Raw genomic sequence first — 20,282 nt, 5'->3', positions numbered from 1 at the left:
ATGCTGATCGACACCCACTGTCATCTGGACGCCGCGGAATTCGACGCCGACCGCCAGCAGGTGGCCGACCACGCTTGCGAAGCCGGCGTCGGGTCCATCGTCATCCCCGCCATCGAACGCGCCAACTTTTCCGTGGTGCAACGGCTGGCCGGCCAGATTGCCGGCGGCGCCTACGCGCTGGGCATCCATCCGCTTTACGTGCAGCGCGCGCAAGAGTCCGACCTGGACGTGCTGCGCGACACCATCAAACAGTGCCTGGGCGACCCCCGCTTTGTTGCTATCGGTGAAATTGGCCTGGACTTTTTCGTGCCCGAGATTTCCGCTGGCGAAGCGCGCGAACGGCAGGAACGGTTCTATGCCGCCCAACTGGACATGGCCGCGGAATTCAAGCTGCCCGTGTTGCTGCATGTGCGCCGGTCGCAAGACATTTTGCTGAAATACCTGCGTCGCCATGGCCCCATTGGCGGCATCGCGCACGCCTTCAACGGCAGCGCGCAGCAAGCCCAAGCGTTCATTGATCACGGGTTTGCGCTGGGCATGGGGGGCGCCATGACGTATGAACGGGCCTTGCAGATTCGCCGCCATGCGGTGGACGTGGACCTGGCGCACCTGGTGCTGGAAACCGATGCGCCGGATATTCCTCCTGCCTGGCTGCACCCGCCCCAGCGCCGCAACCGGCCGGGCGAATTGCTGCGTATCGCCGCCGTTCTGGCGGAGCTGCGCGGCATCACGCCCGCGCAGGTGGCGCATGCCACCACGGCCAATGCGATGCGAGTATTGCCGCGCTTGCCGGCCGCGATTCTGACGGACGACGACTAAATCCGTCCCTGAATTTTTAACGCAAATGACAGTAGTTGTCGTAGGGATGCATCACAGATCTAAGAAATTTCTGAAAGCTTTCTAAAAACTGAATGAAAGCTGGCAAAAGGATGGACCGCTTATTGGGAATGCCTATCATTGGCGTTCGTTAAAAATCCCAATCAGCGCGATGCGCGCCACCCGCCCGGGTGGTTCCCTGCGATTCCTTATGTCTACTCAGAAAAGCGTTACCGTCCTGGGGGCAGTTCGTCCCACAACCCTTCCAGCTTTCCGCCTGCTGCCCCTGGTCATGGCCATCGCCATGACCGGCGCGGCCCACGCGCAGTCGGCCAACCGGGGCATGGAAGACACCCAGGGCGTTGCGCAACTGGATACCGTGGTGGTCACCGCAGCCGGCTTCGAGCAGGAAATCAAGAACGCGCCCGCGTCCATTTCCGTGATCACGCGTGAACAGCTTGAAACCAAGCCGTTTCATAACCTGGCCGATGCGGTGGCCGACGTGGAAGGCGTGACGGTGGAACGCGGCGGCAAGGCGGGCGGCATGAACATCAGCATCCGTGGCCTGCCCAGCGACTACACGCTGATTCTGATTGACGGCAAGCGATTGAACCAGAACAGTTCGGGTGCGCGGCCCAACGGCTTTGGCGACGTGGACACCAACTTCATCCCGCCCATGGCCGCCATTGAACGCATTGAAGTCGTGCGCGGCCCCATGTCCACGTTGTATGGCTCGGACGCCATGGGCGGCGTGATCAACATCATCACGCGCAAGACCAGCCAGGAATGGATCGGCCAGATCACGCTGGACGGCACCGCGCAAGGCGACAACACCTACGGCAACAACTACGGTGCGGCGTTTTACCTGAGCGGCCCCATCAAGACCGACAAGCTGGGCCTGACCCTGCGCGGCGGCCACTACCGCCGGCTGAGCGCGCATGGCAGCTACCCCGCCAACCAGGCGGAAGCCGACAGCGGCTACTACACCGGCAACATCGCCGCCTTTTCGGGCCTGGGCGACAGCACGCAACAGAACGTGGGCCTGCGCCTGGCGCTGACGCCCAACCGTAACCACGACGTGCTGTTCGACGTGGACAGCAACTGGCAAACCTATGACAACGGCAACGAGGAACTGGGCACGCTGAACAGCAGCATCGCGCCCAAGCGACAGGGCGGCGGCTACGAACCCGAATTGAAGTTCAACCGCCAGCGTTACGCGCTGACGCACCTGGGCCGCTACAGCGGTTCGCTCAGTTCCGACACCAGCCTTGTTTACGACACCACCGAAACCATCGGCCGCACCAATCCGATGAATGCGCCGCGCCGCCCCACAGACGGCGACAAGCGCGACCTGGAATACGACAACTGGGTGTTCGACACCAAGTGGACGACGCCGCTGCTCAACGAACGCCACAACCTGACCGTGGGCGGGCAGTGGCGTGAACAGCATTTCAAGGACACGCTGGTGTCCGCGCCGCTGGACCAGCGCCAGTATCAATGGGCGCTGTTCGCCGAAGACGAATGGCGCATTGTCGACGACCTGGCGCTGACGGCCGGCGCCCGCTACGACCGCAACGAACAATTCGGCGGCAAGTGGAGCCCGCGCGGCTACCTGGTGTGGAACGCCACGCCGATGTGGACGGTCAAAGGCGGTGTCAGCAAGGGCTACAAGACGCCCGACATCAACTTGATGACGGACGGCATCATCGGCCTGGGCGCGCAGGGCACCAAGCCCTTGCTGGGCAATTCGCAACTGAAGCCGGAAAGCAGCACCGCGTCTGAATTGGGCCTGCTGTTTGACGACGGCGAGGGCCTGTCCGGCAACCTGACGGCATTCCACACCAAGTTCAAGGACAAGATCGACAACCAAAGCGTGCCCAATTGCCTGGCCGTGGGCGGCCCGGTGGCCGGGTGCCTGGACTTGGGCGTCTGGGAACGCAACGGCATCCCCGTGGCGGACTTTTCGCAGCGCGTGAACGTCGATACCGCCACCATCCAGGGCTTTGAGCTGGGCGGCCGGGTGCCGCTGGGCGGCGGCGTCTCGTTCAACGGCAACTACACGCTGACCGCCAGCGAAGTGACCTCGGGCGACAAGCAGGGCCAGCCCCTGGGCTCGCAGCCGCGCCACGCCCTGAACCTGGGCTTGAACTGGCGCATCAACGACCAGTTCAACGTGTGGGCGCGTGGCGAATACCGCGCCAAGCAGTTCAACAACATGAACTGGGAAAAAGAGCAGGTGTTCTACAACCCGTACTGGCTGGCCAGCACGGGTGGGTCGTATACCGTCAACAAGAACGTGACCCTGTCGGCGTCGGTGTTCAACCTGTTCGACAAGAACTTCGTGAACTACGGTCCGACGAAGGTGGGTTCCACCACGCCCGCGGCGAACGCCAACTGGACCAACTCGTACCGCCAGGTGCTGGAAGGCCGCCGCTTGTGGGTATCGGCGAACATCACGTTCTGATGCCGGTGGACAACGGTTGCCGCGCCTCGCGCGGCAGTTCGATGCGCACGCTCAAGCCCTGCGGCGAGACGTTGCGTGCCCGGATGCGGCCTTTATGTGCCGCCACCGCGGCCTGGGCAATGGACAGGCCCAGGCCCGCGCCGGAACCCGGCGTGCTGGCGCCCGAGGCGGCGCGGAAAAATGGTTCGAACAGGGATTCCAGGTCTTCCTGCGCAACCCCGGGCCCCCGGTCTTCAATCTCTACGCAAACGACATCGGCGTGCTCCAGCAGCCGCACCCGGATCGCGCTGTGGGCGGGCGCGAAGCGCAGCGCGTTGCGCATGACGTTTTCGATGGCGCTGGACAGGCTGTCGCGGTCGCCGATGAGGGGCACAGGCGCCTGCGGCTCCCACACGATACGCAGCTGCTGTTCGCTGGCTTCAAAGCGGGCGTCGTCCACCACCGCGCTGACGATGTCGCTCAGGTCCAGCACGTCGCGCGGTTCCGGCAGCGCGCCCAGGCGGGCCAGCCGCAAGGTGCTGCCGACCAGCGCGTCCAGCCGCTCGCATTCACGTTCGATGCGGTCCAGTTGCACGTCCTGGCGTTCGTCCTTGCGGCGCGCCAGCTCGCTGGCAAGGCGCAGGCGGGCCAGCGGTGACCGCAGCTCGTGCGCGATGTTGTGCAGCAATTGTTCGCGCGTATCCACCACCGCCTTCAAGCGGTCCGCCATGGCGTTGAAGTCGCGCGCAAGCAGGCCAAGTTCGTCCTTGCGCCCGGCCAGCTTGGCCGGCGTATGGGCGTCCAGGTCGCCCGCCGCCAAGGCATGCGTGGTGTGGCGCAACTGCGTCAGGGGCGCGGTGACGTGACGCGTCAGCGCCCAACAGAAGGGCGCCGTGACGGCCAGCGCGAACAGCAGCAAGGCCAGCGCCACGGGCGACAGCCCCAGCACTTCCCAGTGCGAGGAATCGAAGGGCAGGAACAGCATCAGCCGTTCGGACCCATCAGGCAGCACCAGACGCTGGGGTTGCCACCATGACACGCGTTGGCCCGCGGGATCGGGGGAAAGCAGGTCCGCCTGCATGGGCCGATCGGATGCCGCGCGATAGGCGCTCAGCCAATCGTGCATGCGGGCGGGCAGCGTGCGGCCCAGGATTTCGGCGTCGTTTGCGTCCAGGATGTAGATCTTCAGCGCGGAATAGCGCTGGTCCATCGCTTCGACCCAGCGTTGCAGCCCGCCTTCGCCATGGATGCGCGCCACCTGTTCCGCGTCGTGCGTCAGGCTGGCGGGATTCAGGCCGTCCAGGGAATTGATGCGATACCAGGCGACGGCCGCCGTGAACAGCATGCCGCAGACCAGGATGATGGCCATGGCAGACCAGAACGTCAGGAATGCGCGCCAGAACAGCGACCGCGTGGGCAACAACCAGGGCATCAGGCCGAACCCGCCAGCACATAGCCCAGGCCTCGCAGGTTGCGGATCGACAGCGCGCCGTTGGCCTGGTCCAGATGCAGCTTCTTGCGCAAGGCGCTGATGTGGGTGTCGATGCTGCGGTCGTAGCGGTCAGGCCGTCGGCCCAGCGCATACAGGCCGATCTGCTCGCGCGCCACCACTTGGCCGGGCGCGCGCATCAGCAGTTCCAGGATGCGCTGCTCGGCGCCTGTCAGCGGCACCTCTTCGGTGTCCAGCCGCGCGCGGCCCGTGGCCGGGTCCAGCGACAAGGCGCCCACCGTCAGGCTGGGCCGGGTGGTTTCCGGAATTTCTTCAAAGCGCCGCAGCACCGCCGTCATGCGCGCCTTGAGCTCGCGCGGGCTGAAGGGCTTGGCCAGATAGTCGTCGGCGCCGAATTCGAGTCCCAACACGCGGTCGGTTTCACCGCCGTGCGCCGTGAACATGATGACCGGGCGTCGCGATCGTTGCCGGTATTGCTTTAGCAGGTCCAGGCCATTGCCATCTGGCAGCATCAGGTCCAGCAGGATCAGGTCGTAGTCGTGCTGCGCCAACAGGGCAAGCCCGTGGGCGCCCGTGTGAGCCAGGCTGAGCAGGCAATGATTGGGTTCAAGGTATTCCTGCAGCATCTGCGCCAGTTCGACGTCGTCGTCGATGAGCAGGATGCGGCGCGCAGGCGCTGATTGTGAGAAGAGCATTCTGATGGGGTTCCGCACCCGGTAGTGTGGCTGAACGCCGCCTGCCGGAGTGTCAAGAAGTGCGAAGAAGATAAAAGTTGCGGAAAGGTGTTTGCCGGGTTCCGAAGGCCTCAATTCTAATATGAGAATAGTTTTCATTAAGAAATAAGAGGCAGACCCAAGGCCGCGCAAGGGGCGCGGCAAGGTCTGGTACGGGAGCAAGCGAGCATCATGAGCAGCAACGATCTGGCCTTGGGCGGCCGTGTTTTGACATCGCGCACGCAGTTGGCGGCGGCACTTTGCGCAGCGGGTTTGGGCATGGGCCCGGGGGCGGCGTGGGCGCAGAACGCCAACGAAGCCAAGACCCTGGAAACCGTCGTGGTAACGGCCAGTGGCTACGAACAGCAGATTCAGGATGCGCCCGCGTCCATCAGCGTGATCACCCGCGAAGACCTGGACAAGAAGTTCTACCGCGACGTGAACGACGCCTTGCTGGAAGTGCCGGGCGTCATCATCACGGGTGGCGGTGACCGCCAGGACATCAGCCTGCGTGGCATGGGCCCGCAATACACGCTGATCCTGATCGACGGCAAGCGCCAGAGCTCTCGTGAAACCCGCACCAACTCGGATTCCGCCGGCGTGGAAGGCGGCTGGACGCCGCCGCTGGCCGCCATCGAGCGCATCGAAGTGGTGCGCGGCCCGATGTCGTCGCTGTATGGTTCGGACGCCATGGGCGGGGTGATCAACATCATCACTCGCAAGGTTCCCGATGAATGGGGCGGCGAGATCCGCATGGACACGACCATTCAGGAAAGCAATAAATCGGGCGACATCTACCAGGGCAACTTCTACCTGGCGGGTCCCATCAAGAACGATTTGCTGGGTTTGCAGATCTACGGCCAGGCCTCGCAACGCGACGAAGACGACATCGTCAACGGCTTTCGCAAGCGCAATTCGGACAGCGTCACGGCCAAGCTGGCGCTGACGCCCAACCGCGACCACGACATCGTGCTGGAAGCCACCACGATGCGCCAGAAAATGCAGGAAACGCTGGGCAAGACGGTGGCCCCGCTGGAGCCGGGCGTGGCGTGCCCACGCACCGGCTGCCCGGCGTCGGGCCAGAACGACTACCGCAGCAACAAGTGGGCGCTGTCGCACACCGGGCGCTGGGGCTGGGCCGTGTCGGACAGCTATGTGCAGCAGGAAGAGTTTGACAACCGCTCGCGTCAGATGAAGGTCAAGAACCTAAATCTGCAAACCAGCTGGACCATGCCGCTGGGCTCGCACATGCTGACCTTGGGCGGCACCTATTTGAGCCAGCGCCTGAACGACCAGACCGGTAACCAACTGGCCGGCGGCCCCAGCAAGGTCGACCGCTATCAGTGGGCCTTGTTTGCTGAAGACGAATGGCGCCTGACCGAATCGTTTGCCGTCACCACCGGCCTGCGCATGGACGAAGACGAAAACTTCGGCACCCATTTCAGCCCGCGCCTGTATGGCGTGTGGCACATGGCTGACCGCTGGACCTTGAAGGGCGGCGTGTCCACGGGTTTTCGCGCACCGGACCTGCGCCAGACGGTGGCGGGCTGGGGCCAGGTCAGCCGGGGCGGCAACATGTACGGCAACCCCGACCTGACGCCCGAGAAGTCGGTCACCGAGGAAATCGGCATCCTGTATGACGATGGCGAAGGCTTCAACGCCGGCCTGACTTTGTTCAACAACGACTTCAAGGACAAGATCACCCGCGTGGCTTGCCCCTTGTCGCAATGCACGGAAGGCCCCAACCAGTTCGGCTCCAATCCCACCACCTACATGAACGTGGACAAGGCCGTGTCGCGTGGCGTCGAAGCCAGCATGAAGCTGCCGCTGGCGCGTGACTGGTCCATGACCAGCAGCTACACGTACACCAAGTCGGAACAGAAGTCGGGCCAGTACAAGGGTGAGCCGCTGAACCAACTGCCCAAGCATTTGTTCACCACCACGGTGAACTGGCAGGCGTCGGACGCGCTGGAAGCCTGGGCGCGCGTGAACTACCGAGGCAAGGAAAGCCAGCCCACCACGGGCGCGTCGTCGTCGGCGGTGGTGGCGCCGTCCTATACCTTCGTGGACATGGGCGCGTCGTACGCGGTGAACAAGACCGTATCGGTGTATGCCGGCATCTACAACCTGTTCGACAAGCAGGTCACGTATGACGACTACGAGTACGTGGAAGACGGCCGCCGTTACTGGCTGGGCGTGGGCGTGAAATTCTGATCGCAATGAGCAAGGGGGGGCGCTTCTCGTCCCCCCGCAATACACAGAGGGTTCTATGACGATGCTGAAAAAAAAGAGCTGTGCCCGCCGTTGGCTGCTACAGGCGGGCGCCGCGTTGGCGCTGAGCGCGGCGGCCGGGGTGTGCGTGGCGCAGGCCACCGTGTCCGTCAAACACGCGCGCGGCGAAACCAACGTGCCTGCCAATCCAACCAAGACCATCGTCATGGACATGGCCGTGCTGGATACGATGCACGCGTTGGGGGTGGATGTGTCGGGCGTGCCCACGGTGGCCAAGCTGCCGCCGCAACTGGCGCAGTACGCCGACGAGCGCTACCTGAAAGTCGGGTCGCTGTTTGAACCCAACTACGAGGTGATCCATGCCGCCCAGCCGCAGCTGATTTTCGTGGCTGGCCGGTCGGCGCCCAAATACGATGAACTGTCCAAGCTGGCTCCCACCATCGACCTGACCGCCAACCCGCGCGACCTGGTCGGCAGCGTGACGCGCAACACCGAAACCCTGGCCGCCATCTACGGCAAAGAGGCGCAGGCCAAGCAGCAGTTGGATGCCTTGCGCGCGTCCATCTCCGCGCTGCAAGGCCAGGCGGCCACGGCCGGCACGGCGCTGATCGTGCTGACCACCGGCGGCAAGATGAGCGCCTATGGTCCGGGTTCGCGCTTTGGCGTCATCCACGATGCGTTTGGCATCAAGCCGGCCTCCAAGGATTTGAACGTGTCGAACCACGGCCAGGCCGTCTCGTTTGAGTTCATTGCCGAGATGGACCCGGACTGGCTCTTCGTGATTGACCGCGATGCCGCGATTGGCCGTGAAGGTGTGTCGGCGCAGCGCATGCTGGACAACGAACTGATGCGTCCCACCAAGGCGTGGAAGAACAAGCGCGTGGTGTATTTGAACGGCTTCAACTGGTATTTGCTGGGCAGCGCCGGCTTGACGGCCATGCAGCAGAACGTGGACGACATCGCGGCGGCGTTGGCGGCGGGAAAGTAGTTGGCATGAAAGCAATCAGCACGACGGTTTTACAAGAAGGGCGTTTGTGAATTGGCGGCGGGTGCTAAGCGGTTGGGGCGGCCTGGCCGCGGTGTTGATGCTGTTGGTGGCGCTGTGCGTGGCCAGCGTCAGCCTGGGCGCGGGCACGTTGTCGCTTACGGCGCTATGGGGTGGGGGCGAAGAGGCCGAGCGCGCCTGGCGCCTGCTGATGGTCAGCCGCGTGCCGCGCACGCTGGCCTTGCTGCTGGCCGGCATGGCGCTGGCGGTGGCGGGCCTGATCATGCAGATGCTGGTGCGCAACCGCTTTGTGGAACCCACCACCGCCGGCACCGTGGAATCGGCCACGCTGGGCATCCTGGTTGTTACCTTGCTGGCGCCCGACACGCCGGTGATCGGCAAGATGCTCACCGCCACGGCCTTCGCCTTGGCCGGCACCTTGCTGTTCCTGGCGCTGCTGCGCCGCGTGCCGCTGCGCACGCCCTTCATCGTGCCGTTGATCGGCTTGATCCTGGGCGGCGTCATCCACGCGGCAACCACCTTCCTGGCGTTTCGATTCGACCTGTTGCAATCGCTGCACGCCTGGACCACGGGCGATTTCTCGGGCGTGTTGCGCGGCCGTTATGAATTGCTGTGGATCGGCTTTGCGCTGGCATGCGCCGCCTACGCCGCCGCCGACCGTTATACGGTGGCGGGCATGGGGCGCGAGTTCGCCTCCAACCTGGGCCTGAACCACGCGCGGCTGACCTTCGTGGGCCTGCTGATTGTGTCAGCCATTTCGGCGGTGGTGGTAGTGACGGCGGGCGGCATTCCATTCTTGGGGCTGATCGTGCCCAACGCCGTCAGCCTGGTGTTGGGCGACAACATGCGGCGCGCCATTCCGTGGGTGGCGGCGCTGGGCGGCGTGTTCGTGCTGGCCTGCGACATCATTGGCCGGCTGGTGATTCACCCCTACGAAATCCCGATCGGCACCGTGGTCGGCGTGGTCGGCAGCGTCCTGTTCCTGGGCTTGCTGCGACTGCGGAGGAATCGCCTTGGTTGATACTGCTTTCTCTGGCGCTACCCGCGCCGTGCCGCGCCCGCCGCAACCCGCGCGCCTGCAGTGGCTGGCCGCCGCCGCGCTGCTTTGCGTGATCGCGTTCATGACCTTGGGCGCCAACGGTCAGTGGTCGTTCGTGATTCCGTTTCGTGGCGGCAAGCTGCTTGCGATGCTGCTGGTGGCGTATGCGGTGGCGGTGTCGTCGGTGTTGTTCCAGACCGTCACGCACAACCGCATCCTGACGCCCGCCATCATGGGCTTTGACGCGCTGTACCTGTTGATCCAGGCGGTGGTGGTGTTCGGCTTCGGCCAGGCCGCCGTGGCCGCCGAGCATCCCGTGGCCGCGTTTCTGCTGGAAGTCTGCGCGATGACGGCGTTTGCCTGCCTGCTGTTTCGCTGGCTGTTTTCGGATGCGGTGCGCAGCCTGCATCTGATGATGCTGGTGGGCATAGTCTTCGGGCTGCTGTTTCGCAGCCTGTCCAATTTTGTGGTGCGCCTGATCGACCCCAACGAGTTCCTGGTGCTGCAAGACCGCATGTTCGCCAGCTTCAACACGGTGCGCGTGTCGCTCTTGCCGATTGCGCTGGCCGCCGTCTGCGTGGCGACGCTGGTGGTGTGGCGCTTGCGCCATCGCTACGACGTGCTTGCGCTGGGGCGCGACATTGCCGTGAACCTGGGCGTGGACTATCGCCGCTGCCTGATGCTGACGCTGGCGGCGATAGCGGTGCTGGTGTCGGTATCCACGGCGCTGGTCGGGCCGGTGACGTTCTTCGGCCTGTTGGTCAGCAACCTGGCCTACCAGGCCATGGGCTCCGACAAACACAAATACACGGTGCCCGCCGCGACGCTGTTGGGCGTCATCTTCCTGGTGGGTGGCCAGACCTTGCTGGAGCGAGTGCTGGGCTTGAACACCACCGTCAGCGTGGTCATTGAATTCGTGGGCGGGGGGTGATGTTCCTTGCCCTGATCTTGCGCAAGGGGCGCCGATGATAGACATCGCAGAAGTCAGCAAGCAATACGGCGATAGCGTGGTGGTGGATGACGTCACCCTGCAACTGCCGGCCCAGGGCATAACCGCCATCATCGGCCCCAACGGCGCGGGCAAGTCCACCTTGCTTTCCATGGTGAGCCGCCTGCTGCCCGTGTCCGCCGGACAGATCCGGGTGGACGGGCTGGACGTGACCCGCGCGGACAGCCGCGAGCTGGCGCGTCGCCTGGCCATCCTGCGGCAAGACAACCACCTGCCGCTGCGCCTGACCGTCAGGGACCTGGTGGCGTTCGGCCGCTATCCGCACACGGGCGGCCGGCTGACGCTGGACGACAAGGCCCACATCGACCGCGCGCTTGCGTACCTGAACCTGGAACCGCTGGCGGACCGCTACCTGGACGAGATGTCGGGCGGGCAGCGCCAGCGCGCCTTTGTGGCGATGGTGCTGTGCCAGGACACGCGCTACGTGTTGCTGGACGAGCCCTTGAACAGCCTGGACATGAAGCACGCGGTGGCCATGATGGGCACCTTGCGCCGCGCGGCGGACGAGCTGGGCAAGACCGTGGTGCTGGTGCTGCACGACATCAATTTTGCGTCCAGCTATGCGGACCGCATCGTGGCGATGCGCCAGGGCCGCGTGGCCCACCAGGGCACCCCGGCGGAACTGATCCGGCCCGAGGTGCTGAGCCCGTTGTATGAACTGCCGATCGATGTGCATGACATCGGCGGCAAGCGCATCTGCGTGTATTACCGTTAGCGGGGCCTGGCCTGTTATGCCGATTCCGTGCTGGCGACCAGTTGAGCCTGGCGCGCGGCGCGGTGGCGCCGCTCCAGCATCACGGCCCACAGCCACAAGGGCATGCTGCCCAGGGCCAGCAGGCTGCCCACCCAGCCGGTGGACGTCCAGCCGTAGCCAGCGGCAATCGCCAGGCCGCCCAGAAGAGGGCCCAGCGCATTGGCGGTGTTGAAGGCGGAATGGTTCAGCGCGGCGGCCAAGCCCTGGGCATCACCCGCCACATCCATCAAGCGGGTTTGCAGCACGGTGCCCAGCGCGCCGCCCACGCCTACCAGGAAGACGTTCAGCGTGATCAGCCAGACGTTGTGCGCCATCAGGGGAAACAACGCCAGCACGACAGCCGACCACACCAGCAGCAAGCCCGCCGTGCGCATCACGGCGCGGTCCGCGAAGATCGGCACCACCATGTTGCCCACCGTCAGCCCCACGCCAAACGCGCTGAGCACGAAGGGCACGGTGCTGGGCGCAACTTGCGTAACGGCGGTAAGCGTGTCGGCCAGGTACGTGTACACCGAGAACAAACCACCAAAACCCACCGCGCCGATCGCCAGCGTGATCCAGACCTGGCCTCGGCCCAGCGCGCTTAGTTCGCGCAGCGGGCTGGCCTTGCGGTCGGCGGGCGTGTCGGGGGCGTAAACGGCCACGCTGATCATGGTCAGCACCGCCAATAGCGATACCAGGCCGAAGCTCCAGCGCCAGCCGACCACCTGGCCCAGCCAGTTGGCCATGGGCACGCCGATGATGGTGGCGACCGTCAGGCCCAGGAACACGCGGCCCACGGCCATGGTGCGGCGGTTGGCCGGCACCAGCGAACTGGCCACCAGCGACGCAATGCCGAAGTACGCGCCGTGGGGCAGCCCGCTAAGAAAGCGGAAGAACAGCATCCAGTGATAGTCGGGCGCGATGGCGCTCAGGCCGTTGCCCACGGCGAACAGCCCCATCAGGGCGATCAGCAGGCGGCGGCGCGGCATCTTCGCGCCCAGCACGGCCAGGATCGGCGCGCCGACCACCACGCCCAGCGCATAGGCGCTGATGACGTGGCCGGCCGTGGGCGCGTCGATGCCCAGCGACTGCGAAAAATAGGGCAGCAGGCTCATCGTGGCGAACTCGGTGGTTCCGATGGCGAAGCTGCCGACAGCAAGGGCAAGCAGCACCAGCGCGGGCCGGTGCTGCGGGGAAACAGGGTGAGACATGGGGGAGGGCTAGGGGTGATTCGAGGAATGTTGCGACGCAACAGCGCTATTGTAAGCAGCCCAAGCTGTCATCAAGATGTCGGCGGCCAGATGGGTGACATCCCCATGCCTGCCGCAACCCGAATTCAGCGCAGCGGCGATTCCCGTGTCAGGCAGTCGGCTTCCAGGGCCGCCAGCGCATCCAGGAAACGCCAGGCGAATGAGCCCGGGCCGTCGGCCAGTTCACCCGCGCGCCGCCCGGCGATGGCAAAGCAGGACAGGGCGGCAACCGCCGCCGTGTACGGATCGTCTTTGGATACCGCTGCAAAAGCGCCGACCAGGGCCGTCAGCGCGCAGCCGGTGGCGGTCACGCGGGGCATCAGCGCACACCCGCCGGTAATGCGCACCGATCGCTTGCCATCGGTGACGTAATCGGTTTCGCCGGTTACGGCCACCACGGTGCGATGCGCGAGGGCAATGTCGCGGGCCGATTGTTCCGCCTGCGCCACGGCGTCACGCGCGTCCACGCCCTTGCCGGCGCTTTGGCCACCCGCCAACGCAATGATCTCGGATGCGTTACCGCGCACGATGCTCGGCTGCAAGGCCAGCAATTGCCGCACGGCGTCGCGCCGAAAGGCGGTGGCGTGATGGGCCACGGGGTCCAGCACCCAGGGAATGCCAGCCTGCCGCGCGGCCGCGGCGGTCAGCAGCATGCTTTCCAGCCACGGCGTGGACAGGGTGCCGATGTTGATGACCACCGCGCCGGCCATGCGCGCGAATTCCGGCGCTTCGTCGGTGGCGTGCACCATCGCGGGCGACGCACCCATCGCCAGCAGTACGTTGGCCACGATGTTCATGGACACGAAATTGGTCAGGCATTGCACCAGCGGCGCGTCTTGCCGCAGCGTGGCGTACAGGCTTTGGCACGTCCGCGCCAGGGGGGCGGTGTCGTTCGGGGATTCAGCCATGCCAGAAGGTCCTTGCAACGCGTTTCGATAGATCGGCGTATGTTCTTGCGCCGCAAGGAGGGCTGTCAAGCAAAGCTGTCAAGCAAAGCTGCACATGACCGATCGGATCAGCCCTCATTTTCCAAGGGCGCCCACAGTACAATCGCGCCTCGAAAAACGAAGTAAGTGCGGCGCGCCATCTTTGCGCGTCAGGTCGATAGCACCAAGGGGTGATTCAAATGGGCCATGTCTTACGCAGCCGAGCCAGTGGTTTGGCGGCAAGCCTTTGCATGACGGTGGGGCTTGCCCTGGCAAGCGGTTGGGGCGGGCCCGCGCAGGCGACCGAGCCTGGGGCCAAGGCGCAGGTCACTGAAGGCGCCGTGCTGGCCTCGGGCGTGCGCTACGAATTCCTTGCGCGCTGGGACACCGAACGCCTCAACCGCATCCTGCAAACCGACACGCCGAATTTCGCCGGCACGCGCGCCACTTATACGCCCGCGCGTAACGCGGTGAATCTGTACCGCGTCAGCTACGCGTCGGTCATCCCTGAACGCGGCAACCTGCCGACGGTGGCCACCGGCCTCGTCGCCGTGCCGGACACGGCCCAGACCGCATTGCCGATGGTGTCCTACCAGCATGGCACGGTGTACGGCAAACACGAGGTGCCCTCGTACCCCGAACAGTCGCCAGAAACGCAGCTGATGATTGCCCAATTCGCGGGGCAGGGCTACGCGGTGATCGGCGCTGATTACTTCGGGCTGGGCGACTCGACCGAACCCGAGGGCTACATGGTCAAGGGCAGCCATCAACAAGCCAGCTACGACATGCTGCTTGCCGCCCGCGCCGTGCTGGCCGACCTGAAACGCAGCAGCAACAAGCTGTTCCTGGCGGGTTGGTCGCAGGGCGGTTTCGTGACGATGGCCTTTCTGGAAAAACTGGAAGCGGCCGGCGTGGCGGTGCAGGCCACCGCCACGGCCAGCGCGCCGGTTGATGTGTTCGTGGCGCTGAACGGGTTCTTGCAGTTCCCGCGCCCCAATGACGCCACCTGGGTGACCAGCCTGTTCATCCTGTCGTCGTTCTCGTTCGAGAACTACTACGGCGAACCGGGCCTGGCGCGTTCGCTGATCAACCCGGCGTATTACGAGGTGTCGCGCAAGGCTTATGCGCGTGAACCGTTCAACGCCGCCGACGTGCCGACCGATGTGCGCAAGCTGATCAAGGCCGAGTATTTCAACCCGAAGTTCTTCGCCGCATCCGCCTATGGCCGGCTGGTGGCGCAGGCGCAGTCATATCGTTGGGTGATCCAGACGCCCGTACGCAATTACTACGGCGATACAGACGAAGCCATCAGCACGGGCCTGGGTCAGTTGGCGGCCACCTACCAGCACGCGATGGGGGCGGGCAACGCCAAGGTGGAAGCGATTTCAACCGGCGCCACCACGCACCGAGGCACGTACGCGCACGCCGTGCCTCAATGGAAATCCTGGTTTGACGCGATGTGATTTCCGGGTGTGACTCCCCGGTGTGACTCCCGGGTGTGTCTTCCGCTGTAACCCCCCCCGGCTCTGGCGGCCGGGGCGTCCCCGCTATTCGACCTGATCCGGCCCATCCACATACACCAGCCCCGCCGCGCGCAGCTTGTCGCGCATGCCGTAGATGTCCAGGCCCAGCTCACCCGCGGCCAGCCTGGCGCGCGTGGCGTCTTCTTTCTTCAGCCGCGCCTCGCTGGCATCCGCCACTGACGCGGCGCGCTGGCGTTCCACCACCACCACGCCATCTTGATCCGCCACGATGATGTCGCCCGGCCGCACCAGCGCGCCGGCGCACACCACCGGCACGTTGACGCTGCCCGGCGTGGCCTTCACGGTGCCCTTGGCGGAGACCGCGCGCGACCAGACCGGAAAGCGCATGGCTTCCAAGGCCATCACGTCGCGGCAGCCGGCATCGATGACCAGCCCGCGCACGCCGCGCGCGGCGCAGGACGTGGCCAGCAGTTCGCCAAACATGCCGTCGTGATTCTCGGTGGTGCAGGCCACGACCAGCACGTCGCCGGGTTGGCACAGCTCCACCGCCACGTGCAGCATCCAGTTATCACCGGGCTGGGCCAACACGGTGACGGCGCTGCCCGCAATCGCCGCGCCGCGCCAGACGGGACGCAGATAAGGCTGCAACAAACCCGAACGGCCCTGAGCTTCATGCACGGTGGACACGCCGGCCGCTTGCAGGCGATCGATCACGGCGGGCTCGGCGCGGGCAATGTTCCGAACGGCGATGGCGCGCGCGCTCATGCGAAGGCTCCCGTCACTTGCGGGAATATCCGCTGATAGCCCTCGGCATGCGTGATCTTCAGGTCTGAATTGCGCGATGCCTGCACGCCGCGCTGCAAGGCCACGCGGGTGTAGTACTCCCATAAGTGTTCCTGCGCGGCCATGGTCTCAAACGCGCGGCGCTTTACGTCCCACACCGATGAAATGTCCAGCAGCACCTCGGGCTTCCACTCGCATTGCTCGGGCTGATGCGGCTCGAACAGAAACACGGGCGGCGCACCCAGCACGGGCTGGCCCGGTTGATGCCCGTGCGCCTGGGCGATGATGCGCGCTTCCTGCGCCACATGGGTCGCCAGCGGGTGGTCGAAGTTGTAGGGGTCTTTCAGCGAATGCGTCAGCACGAAGGCCGGCCGCAGTTCACGATAGATGTCGGCCAACTGGAACAAGGCGTCGTCGCTGACGCGCAGCGGGTAATCGCCGCAATCCAGAAAGCGCACCGACGCGCCCAGTATCGAGGCGGCGCGCGTGGCTTCTTCGCACCGCGCCGCCTTGACCTTTTCCAGCGTCATGCCTGGCTCGCGCCAGAGCTTGGCCGATTCGCCGCGTTCGCCAAACGACAGGCACACCACGGTCATGTTGAAGCCGCGCTGCGCATACAGCGCAATGGCGCCGCCCGCGCGCCAGACGAAGTCCGCCGAATGGGCGCTGACGATCAGGCCGTTTTGAGTTGTGCTGCTCATGCTTTCTTCCTGAAAATAAAGACTGTTCAGTCCGCGCTGATGCCGGCTGCGCGGATCACCTTGGTCCACTTCACCGATTCATCGGCCACGAAGCGGCCAAAGTCCGCGGCGCTGCCCGGCGTGACTTCGGCGCCGATTTCGCTCATGCGTTGCTGGAAGGCCGGGTCGGCCAACGCGGCCTGCAATGCCTTGTTCAAACGGTTCACCACGGGCTCGGGCATGCCGGCCGGGCCGACCAAGCCCCACCACACGGTGGCATCCGCGCCCGACAGGCCTTGCGATGCGGCGGTGGGCACATCCGGCAGCAGTTTGGCCGGATGCGGGTTCAGCACGGCCAGGGCGCGCAGCTTGCCGGCCTTGACGTGCGAGGCCACTTCCAGCGGATTGATCGACATGAAGGACAGCCGGCCGCCCAACAGGTCGGTGACGGCGGGCGAGCCGCCCTTGTACGGAATGTGCAGCGCCTTGAAGCCGCCCTCTGACTTGAGCAGTTCGCTACCCAGGTGGCCCGAGCTGCCGTTGCCCGCCGAGCCATAGGTCAGCTTGTCGGGATTGGCGCGGCCTTGCGCCACCAGGTCCTTCAAGGTCTTGGCGCTGGCGTCGCTGCGCACCACCACGACCAACGGCGCGAAGCCGATGGCGCCGATGGGGGCGAAGTCCTTGGCGGGATTGAAGTTCAGTTTCGGGAACAGGGCGGCATTGCTGGCCAGCGTGTTCGACGCAGTCAGCAAGGTGTAGCCGTCCGGCTCGGCGCGCGCCACGTGTTCCATGCCGATGTTGGTGGCGGCCCCGGGGCGGTTGTCCACGATGACCGGCTGCTTGAGTTCTTCGGACATTTTCTGCGTGATCAGCCGCGTCACGATGTCCACGCCTCCGCCCGCCGCATACGGCACCACGATGCGTATCGGCTTGTCGGGATAGGTGTCGGCGGCATACGCGCCCAATGGCGCCGCCAGCCCGGCAACCAAACCCAGCGTTACGCCAAAACGGGCGAGGTAAGTCTTCTGCATCAATGTCTCCTGTGTGCTTGTTCTCGTGTCGACATGGTGCTTGGGCGCGACTAATATCGTCCAATACTTTTTCCACCAACGACTTATTTGGTTTTCAAATAAATTGGACTTCCGCCAACTTCGCTATTTTGTTGCCGTGGCCGAGGAGCTGAGCTTCAGCGCCGCCGCGCGGCGCTTGCATGTAAGCCAACCGCCGCTGAGCCTGCAGATCAAGGCCCTGGAAACCGAATTGGGCGCGGTGCTATTGGAACGCGATAAACGCAACGTCGCCCTGACCACGGCGGGGGCCTTGTTCCTGGAACAGGCGCGCCGCGCGCTGGGTAATCTGGACCGTGCCGCCGAAGTGGTGCGGCTGGCTTCTCAAGGCGAGGCCGGTGAAATGCGCATTGCGTTCACGGCCTCGGTGCCCATGGCCGAAGCGTTCCCGCGCGTGGTGCAGACGTTTCGCAGCAGCCATCCCGCCGCCCGCGCCGACCTGATCCATATGTCCACCGGGCAGCAGCTTCAAGCCTTGGCCGACAAGAGCATCGACGTGGGCTTCTTGCGCCCGTCGCTGCTGTTTTGCCCGCCGCCCAACATCCAGACGCTGGACTTGTGGACCGACCGTCTGGTGGCGGTGCTGCCCGCTTGGCATGCGCTGGCCGCCACGCAAAGCCCCTTGCCGATGGCGGCGCTGGCCGACGAGCCCTTCATCCTGTTTCCGCGTGGCCTGGGCTGCGGTTTGTTCGAACACGTGATGGTGCTGGCCAGCCGCGCGGGCTTTGCGCCGCGCCTGATGCAAGAGGCTCGTGAAGGCGCAACGATCGTCGGCCTGGTGGCGGCCGGCATGGGCATTTCGGTGCTGCCCGACACCTATGCGCGCACCGGCATTCCCGGCGTGGTGTATCGCAGCCTGGATACGCCCGACGCCACCAGCCGCCTGCTGCTGGCGTACCGGCGCGATGACGCCGCCCCGTTGCTGCAACGGTTTGTGGACGTGGTCAGGCCAAACGCGGGGACGGCGGTGTAGGGACTGCGCTGCTTTTTATTTTGCTGACGGCCAGCGTCCGCCCAGGGACCGTGTGGCGTCGGCCGCGGCTTCCTGCACCAGCTTGGCCATCTTCTTGACGGCGGCGGGCGAGTAGCGTTCCTTGGGACCCGACAACGAGATGGCTCCGCAGATGTCGCCGTCCGGCCCGAACACCGGGCTGGCCACGGCGGCGCAGTTCGGGTCGCGTTCGCCCATGGATGTCAGCATCAGGCCCACTTCGGCGGGCGACTTGCCTTCGACCAGATAGGCCGTCAGCAGCTTGCCGGCGGCGCCCTTGTCCAGCGGCAGCAAATCGCCCACGCGAATGCGGTCCAGGGTGGAATGGTGCGAATCGACGCGCAGCACGCACACGCGGGAATGCGCGTCGTGATAGACGTGGAACGACGCGCTTTCCGTGCCCTTGTCGACCAGGCCTTGCAGCAGCGGCAGAATGGTTTCCGTCAGCCGGTAGGTGGCTTCGTAGGCGCGTCCCAGGTGGTGGGCGTAAGGCCCCAATGAATAACGGCCGTCGGCGCGGCGCACCACCAGGGCTGCTTTTTCAAGCGAGGCGATGAGCCGCAAGAGCGTGCTCTTGTAAAACCCCGTGGCTCGGGAAAGGTCGGCAAGCGTGATGGGCTCGGTGCGTTCGGCCACGGCGCCGACGATCGTCAGGGCGCGTTCGACGGCGGCGACGCCGTCACTGGAATTGTCCTGAGTAGGGGTACGGCTCATTGGAATGATAGGGATGATTAGGCGGTGGTTCCCGGGTCCGGATCAATGACCCGGCTGATGACCGGGAAATAGCGGTTGCCATGGCCCTGGGCCATCGCGGCGTCAAACCAGTGGTCTACGTTGCGGGCGCCCAGTGCCTCTACGCCGGTCTGTTCCGCCAGTGCCAGCGCGTAGCGCAGGTCTTTGCGGGCATAGTCCACGGGGAAGGCTTTTTCGGGAAATTCACCGGGCAGAATAGCCTTTAAGCCGTGGTTGCGCAACGCGAAGCTATCGGCCGAACCGCGTGTGAAGGTCTCCAGCAATACCTGCGGATCCACCCCCGAACGGCGTGCAATGGCGCGCGCTTCCGACAGCGCCACCACGGTCTCGAACAACACCATGTTGTTCAGGATCTTCACGACCTGGCCACTGCCCACCGGGCCGCAATAGGTGATCTCGTTGGCGAACGTGGATACCAGCGGCTTGATGCGCGCAAAGGTCGCCTCGTCGCCGCCGATCATGACGGACAGCGTGCCGGCTTCGGCGGCGGCACGTGTGCGCGCGACAGGGCCGTCCATGAAGGTGGCACCCTTGGCCGCGAATTCGGCGGCGAGTTCGCGCGTGACGTCCACCGGCGAGGTGCTCAGGTCCACGATCAATTGGCCCTGGCGCGCATGGGCCAGCAAACCATCCGCCGCGCGCGCAAGCTGCGCCACGATTTCGCCGGATGGCAACGACAGGAACACCACGTCGCATTCGCGCATGATCTGCGTGGTGGTCGCGGCTACCACGCCATGCGAAGCCAGGCGCTGCAAGGGCGCGGGGTCGGTATCGCAGCCCAGCACGGGCAGCCCGCCCTTGGTGGCCAGGTTGCGGCAGATGGGTTCGCCCATGACGCCCAGGCCGATGAAGCCGGCTCGTTGAAATTCAGACATGTGGATAGTCTCCGAAGAAGGGGAGGCCG

The 20,282-nt window shown here is 65.1% G+C and carries 17 protein-coding genes and 1 pseudogene; 9 read left to right on the top strand and 9 right to left on the bottom strand.

Features of this window, described 5'->3' with window-relative positions; translation table 11 throughout:
• Together ELS24_RS18205 and ELS24_RS18200 are read left to right on the top strand one after the other, a co-directional pair.
• Window positions 1–819, top strand: coding sequence for a TatD family hydrolase (locus ELS24_RS18205; protein WP_127184956.1), 819 nt, complete (start codon window positions 1–3; stop codon window positions 817–819).
• A gap of 208 nt (window positions 820–1,027) precedes the next feature.
• Complete coding sequence (locus tag ELS24_RS18200) at window positions 1,028–3,280, top strand: TonB-dependent receptor domain-containing protein (protein ID WP_240669334.1); 2,253 nt, start codon at window positions 1,028–1,030, stop codon at window positions 3,278–3,280.
• Here ELS24_RS18200 and ELS24_RS18195 read toward each other — a convergent pair.
• Complete coding sequence (locus tag ELS24_RS18195) at window positions 3,270–4,691, bottom strand: HAMP domain-containing sensor histidine kinase (protein WP_127184955.1); 1,422 nt, start codon at window positions 4,689–4,691, stop codon at window positions 3,270–3,272. The two genes, ELS24_RS18200 and ELS24_RS18195, sit on opposite strands and share 11 nt — an antisense overlap.
• Window positions 4,691–5,404: a response regulator transcription factor gene (locus ELS24_RS18190; protein ID WP_050445316.1), complete on the bottom strand. Its 714-nt coding sequence runs from the start codon at window positions 5,402–5,404 to the stop codon at window positions 4,691–4,693. Before ELS24_RS18190 ends, ELS24_RS18195 begins: the two co-directional genes overlap by 1 nt.
• A gap of 210 nt (window positions 5,405–5,614) precedes the next feature.
• Between ELS24_RS18190 and ELS24_RS18185 the strand changes: the two genes are divergently transcribed.
• From ELS24_RS18185 to ELS24_RS18165, 5 genes and pseudogenes are all read left to right on the top strand, one after another.
• Window positions 5,615–7,636 carry a ligand-gated channel protein gene (locus tag ELS24_RS18185; protein WP_127184954.1) on the top strand — a complete coding sequence of 674 codons (2,022 nt, stop codon included), beginning with the start codon at window positions 5,615–5,617 and terminating at the stop codon, window positions 7,634–7,636.
• 55 nt (window positions 7,637–7,691) lie between these two features.
• Window positions 7,692–8,642 carry a siderophore ABC transporter substrate-binding protein gene (locus tag ELS24_RS18180; RefSeq protein WP_050445318.1) on the top strand — a complete coding sequence of 317 codons (951 nt, stop codon included), beginning with the start codon at window positions 7,692–7,694 and terminating at the stop codon, window positions 8,640–8,642.
• A gap of 97 nt (window positions 8,643–8,739) precedes the next feature.
• The gene (locus tag ELS24_RS18175) at window positions 8,740–9,681 is read left to right on the top strand and encodes an ABC transporter permease (protein WP_127186387.1); all 942 of its coding nucleotides are present in this window, start codon (window positions 8,740–8,742) and stop codon (window positions 9,679–9,681) included.
• Between the two features lie 100 nt (window positions 9,682–9,781).
• Window positions 9,782–10,668 (top strand): annotated as a pseudogene (locus ELS24_RS18170) (iron chelate uptake ABC transporter family permease subunit).
• Window positions 10,665–11,423: an ABC transporter ATP-binding protein gene (locus ELS24_RS18165; protein WP_127184953.1), complete on the top strand. Its 759-nt coding sequence runs from the start codon at window positions 10,665–10,667 to the stop codon at window positions 11,421–11,423. Before ELS24_RS18170 ends, ELS24_RS18165 begins: the two are co-directional and overlap by 4 nt.
• Before the next feature lie 14 nt (window positions 11,424–11,437).
• On the opposite strand, the gene ELS24_RS18160 is transcribed toward ELS24_RS18165, so the two are convergent.
• Both ELS24_RS18160 and thiM read right to left on the bottom strand, forming a co-directional pair.
• Window positions 11,438–12,655 carry an MFS transporter gene (locus ELS24_RS18160; protein WP_127184952.1) on the bottom strand — a complete coding sequence of 406 codons (1,218 nt, stop codon included), beginning with the start codon at window positions 12,653–12,655 and terminating at the stop codon, window positions 11,438–11,440.
• Window positions 12,656–12,780: 125 nt separating this feature from the next.
• A complete protein-coding gene (thiM, locus tag ELS24_RS18155) occupies window positions 12,781–13,602 on the bottom strand; it encodes a hydroxyethylthiazole kinase (RefSeq protein WP_127184951.1) in 822 nt (273 codons plus the stop codon).
• A gap of 218 nt (window positions 13,603–13,820) precedes the next feature.
• Between thiM and ELS24_RS18150 the strand changes: the two genes are divergently transcribed.
• Window positions 13,821–15,083, top strand: coding sequence for an alpha/beta hydrolase (locus tag ELS24_RS18150; RefSeq protein WP_164741267.1), 1,263 nt, complete (start codon window positions 13,821–13,823; stop codon window positions 15,081–15,083).
• Between the two features lie 84 nt (window positions 15,084–15,167).
• Here the strand turns inward: ELS24_RS18150 and ELS24_RS18145 are convergent, their stop codons facing one another.
• The 3 genes from ELS24_RS18145 to ELS24_RS18135 are packed head-to-tail and all read right to left on the bottom strand — an operon-like array spanning window position 15,168 to window position 17,598.
• Complete coding sequence (locus ELS24_RS18145; protein WP_127184950.1) at window positions 15,168–15,869, bottom strand: 4-carboxy-4-hydroxy-2-oxoadipate aldolase/oxaloacetate decarboxylase; 702 nt, start codon at window positions 15,867–15,869, stop codon at window positions 15,168–15,170.
• Window positions 15,866–16,588, bottom strand: a complete 723-nt coding sequence (locus ELS24_RS18140) for a PIG-L deacetylase family protein (protein ID WP_127184949.1) — start codon at window positions 16,586–16,588, stop codon at window positions 15,866–15,868. The genes ELS24_RS18145 and ELS24_RS18140 overlap by 4 nt, the downstream gene beginning before the upstream one ends.
• Before the next feature lie 26 nt (window positions 16,589–16,614).
• Window positions 16,615–17,598, bottom strand: coding sequence for a Bug family tripartite tricarboxylate transporter substrate binding protein (locus ELS24_RS18135; RefSeq protein WP_127184948.1), 984 nt, complete (start codon window positions 17,596–17,598; stop codon window positions 16,615–16,617).
• A 103-nt stretch (window positions 17,599–17,701) separates the two neighbouring features.
• On the opposite strand from ELS24_RS18135, the gene ELS24_RS18130 reads away from it, so the two are divergent.
• On the top strand, window positions 17,702–18,607 hold the full coding sequence (locus ELS24_RS18130; RefSeq protein ID WP_127184947.1) for a LysR substrate-binding domain-containing protein: 906 nt from the start codon (window positions 17,702–17,704) through the stop codon (window positions 18,605–18,607).
• Between the two features lie 15 nt (window positions 18,608–18,622).
• Here ELS24_RS18130 and ELS24_RS18125 read toward each other — a convergent pair whose 3' ends face one another.
• The gene (locus tag ELS24_RS18125; protein WP_050445326.1) at window positions 18,623–19,339 is read right to left on the bottom strand and encodes an IclR family transcriptional regulator; all 717 of its coding nucleotides are present in this window, start codon (window positions 19,337–19,339) and stop codon (window positions 18,623–18,625) included.
• A 17-nt stretch (window positions 19,340–19,356) separates the two neighbouring features.
• Window positions 19,357–20,253, bottom strand: coding sequence for an NAD(P)-dependent oxidoreductase (locus ELS24_RS18120; RefSeq protein WP_127184946.1), 897 nt, complete (start codon window positions 20,251–20,253; stop codon window positions 19,357–19,359).
• Window positions 20,254–20,282: the final 29 nt, after the last annotated feature.

It is taken from the genome of Achromobacter spanius (assembly GCF_003994415.1).
In the GTDB taxonomy this organism is placed as follows: domain Bacteria; phylum Pseudomonadota; class Gammaproteobacteria; order Burkholderiales; family Burkholderiaceae_B; genus Achromobacter; species Achromobacter spanius_C.
Note: the sequence above shows the minus strand (reverse complement) of the source record. Positions and strands in the feature narration are given on the sequence as shown.

Bases quoted from the DNA above. Each gene is read 5' to 3' on its own strand.
- ELS24_RS18205 (WP_127184956.1), top strand. From the start codon at position 1: ATGCTGATCGACACCCACTGTCATCTGGACGCCGCGGAATTCGACGCC.
- ELS24_RS18200 (WP_240669334.1), top strand. From the start codon at position 1,028: ATGTCTACTCAGAAAAGCGTTACCGTCCTGGGGGCAGTTCGTCCCACA.
- ELS24_RS18195 (WP_127184955.1), bottom strand. From the start codon at position 4,691: ATGCCCTGGTTGTTGCCCACGCGGTCGCTGTTCTGGCGCGCATTCCTG.
- ELS24_RS18190 (WP_050445316.1), bottom strand. From the start codon at position 5,404: ATGCTCTTCTCACAATCAGCGCCTGCGCGCCGCATCCTGCTCATCGAC.
- ELS24_RS18185 (WP_127184954.1), top strand. From the start codon at position 5,615: ATGAGCAGCAACGATCTGGCCTTGGGCGGCCGTGTTTTGACATCGCGC.
- ELS24_RS18180 (WP_050445318.1), top strand. From the start codon at position 7,692: ATGACGATGCTGAAAAAAAAGAGCTGTGCCCGCCGTTGGCTGCTACAG.
- ELS24_RS18175 (WP_127186387.1), top strand. From the start codon at position 8,740: ATGCTGTTGGTGGCGCTGTGCGTGGCCAGCGTCAGCCTGGGCGCGGGC.
- ELS24_RS18165 (WP_127184953.1), top strand. From the start codon at position 10,665: ATGATAGACATCGCAGAAGTCAGCAAGCAATACGGCGATAGCGTGGTG.
- ELS24_RS18160 (WP_127184952.1), bottom strand. From the start codon at position 12,655: ATGTCTCACCCTGTTTCCCCGCAGCACCGGCCCGCGCTGGTGCTGCTT.
- thiM (WP_127184951.1), bottom strand. From the start codon at position 13,602: ATGGCTGAATCCCCGAACGACACCGCCCCCCTGGCGCGGACGTGCCAA.
- ELS24_RS18150 (WP_164741267.1), top strand. From the start codon at position 13,821: ATGGGCCATGTCTTACGCAGCCGAGCCAGTGGTTTGGCGGCAAGCCTT.
- ELS24_RS18145 (WP_127184950.1), bottom strand. From the start codon at position 15,869: ATGAGCGCGCGCGCCATCGCCGTTCGGAACATTGCCCGCGCCGAGCCC.
- ELS24_RS18140 (WP_127184949.1), bottom strand. From the start codon at position 16,588: ATGAGCAGCACAACTCAAAACGGCCTGATCGTCAGCGCCCATTCGGCG.
- ELS24_RS18135 (WP_127184948.1), bottom strand. From the start codon at position 17,598: ATGCAGAAGACTTACCTCGCCCGTTTTGGCGTAACGCTGGGTTTGGTT.
- ELS24_RS18125 (WP_050445326.1), bottom strand. From the start codon at position 19,339: ATGAGCCGTACCCCTACTCAGGACAATTCCAGTGACGGCGTCGCCGCC.
- ELS24_RS18120 (WP_127184946.1), bottom strand. From the start codon at position 20,253: ATGTCTGAATTTCAACGAGCCGGCTTCATCGGCCTGGGCGTCATGGGC.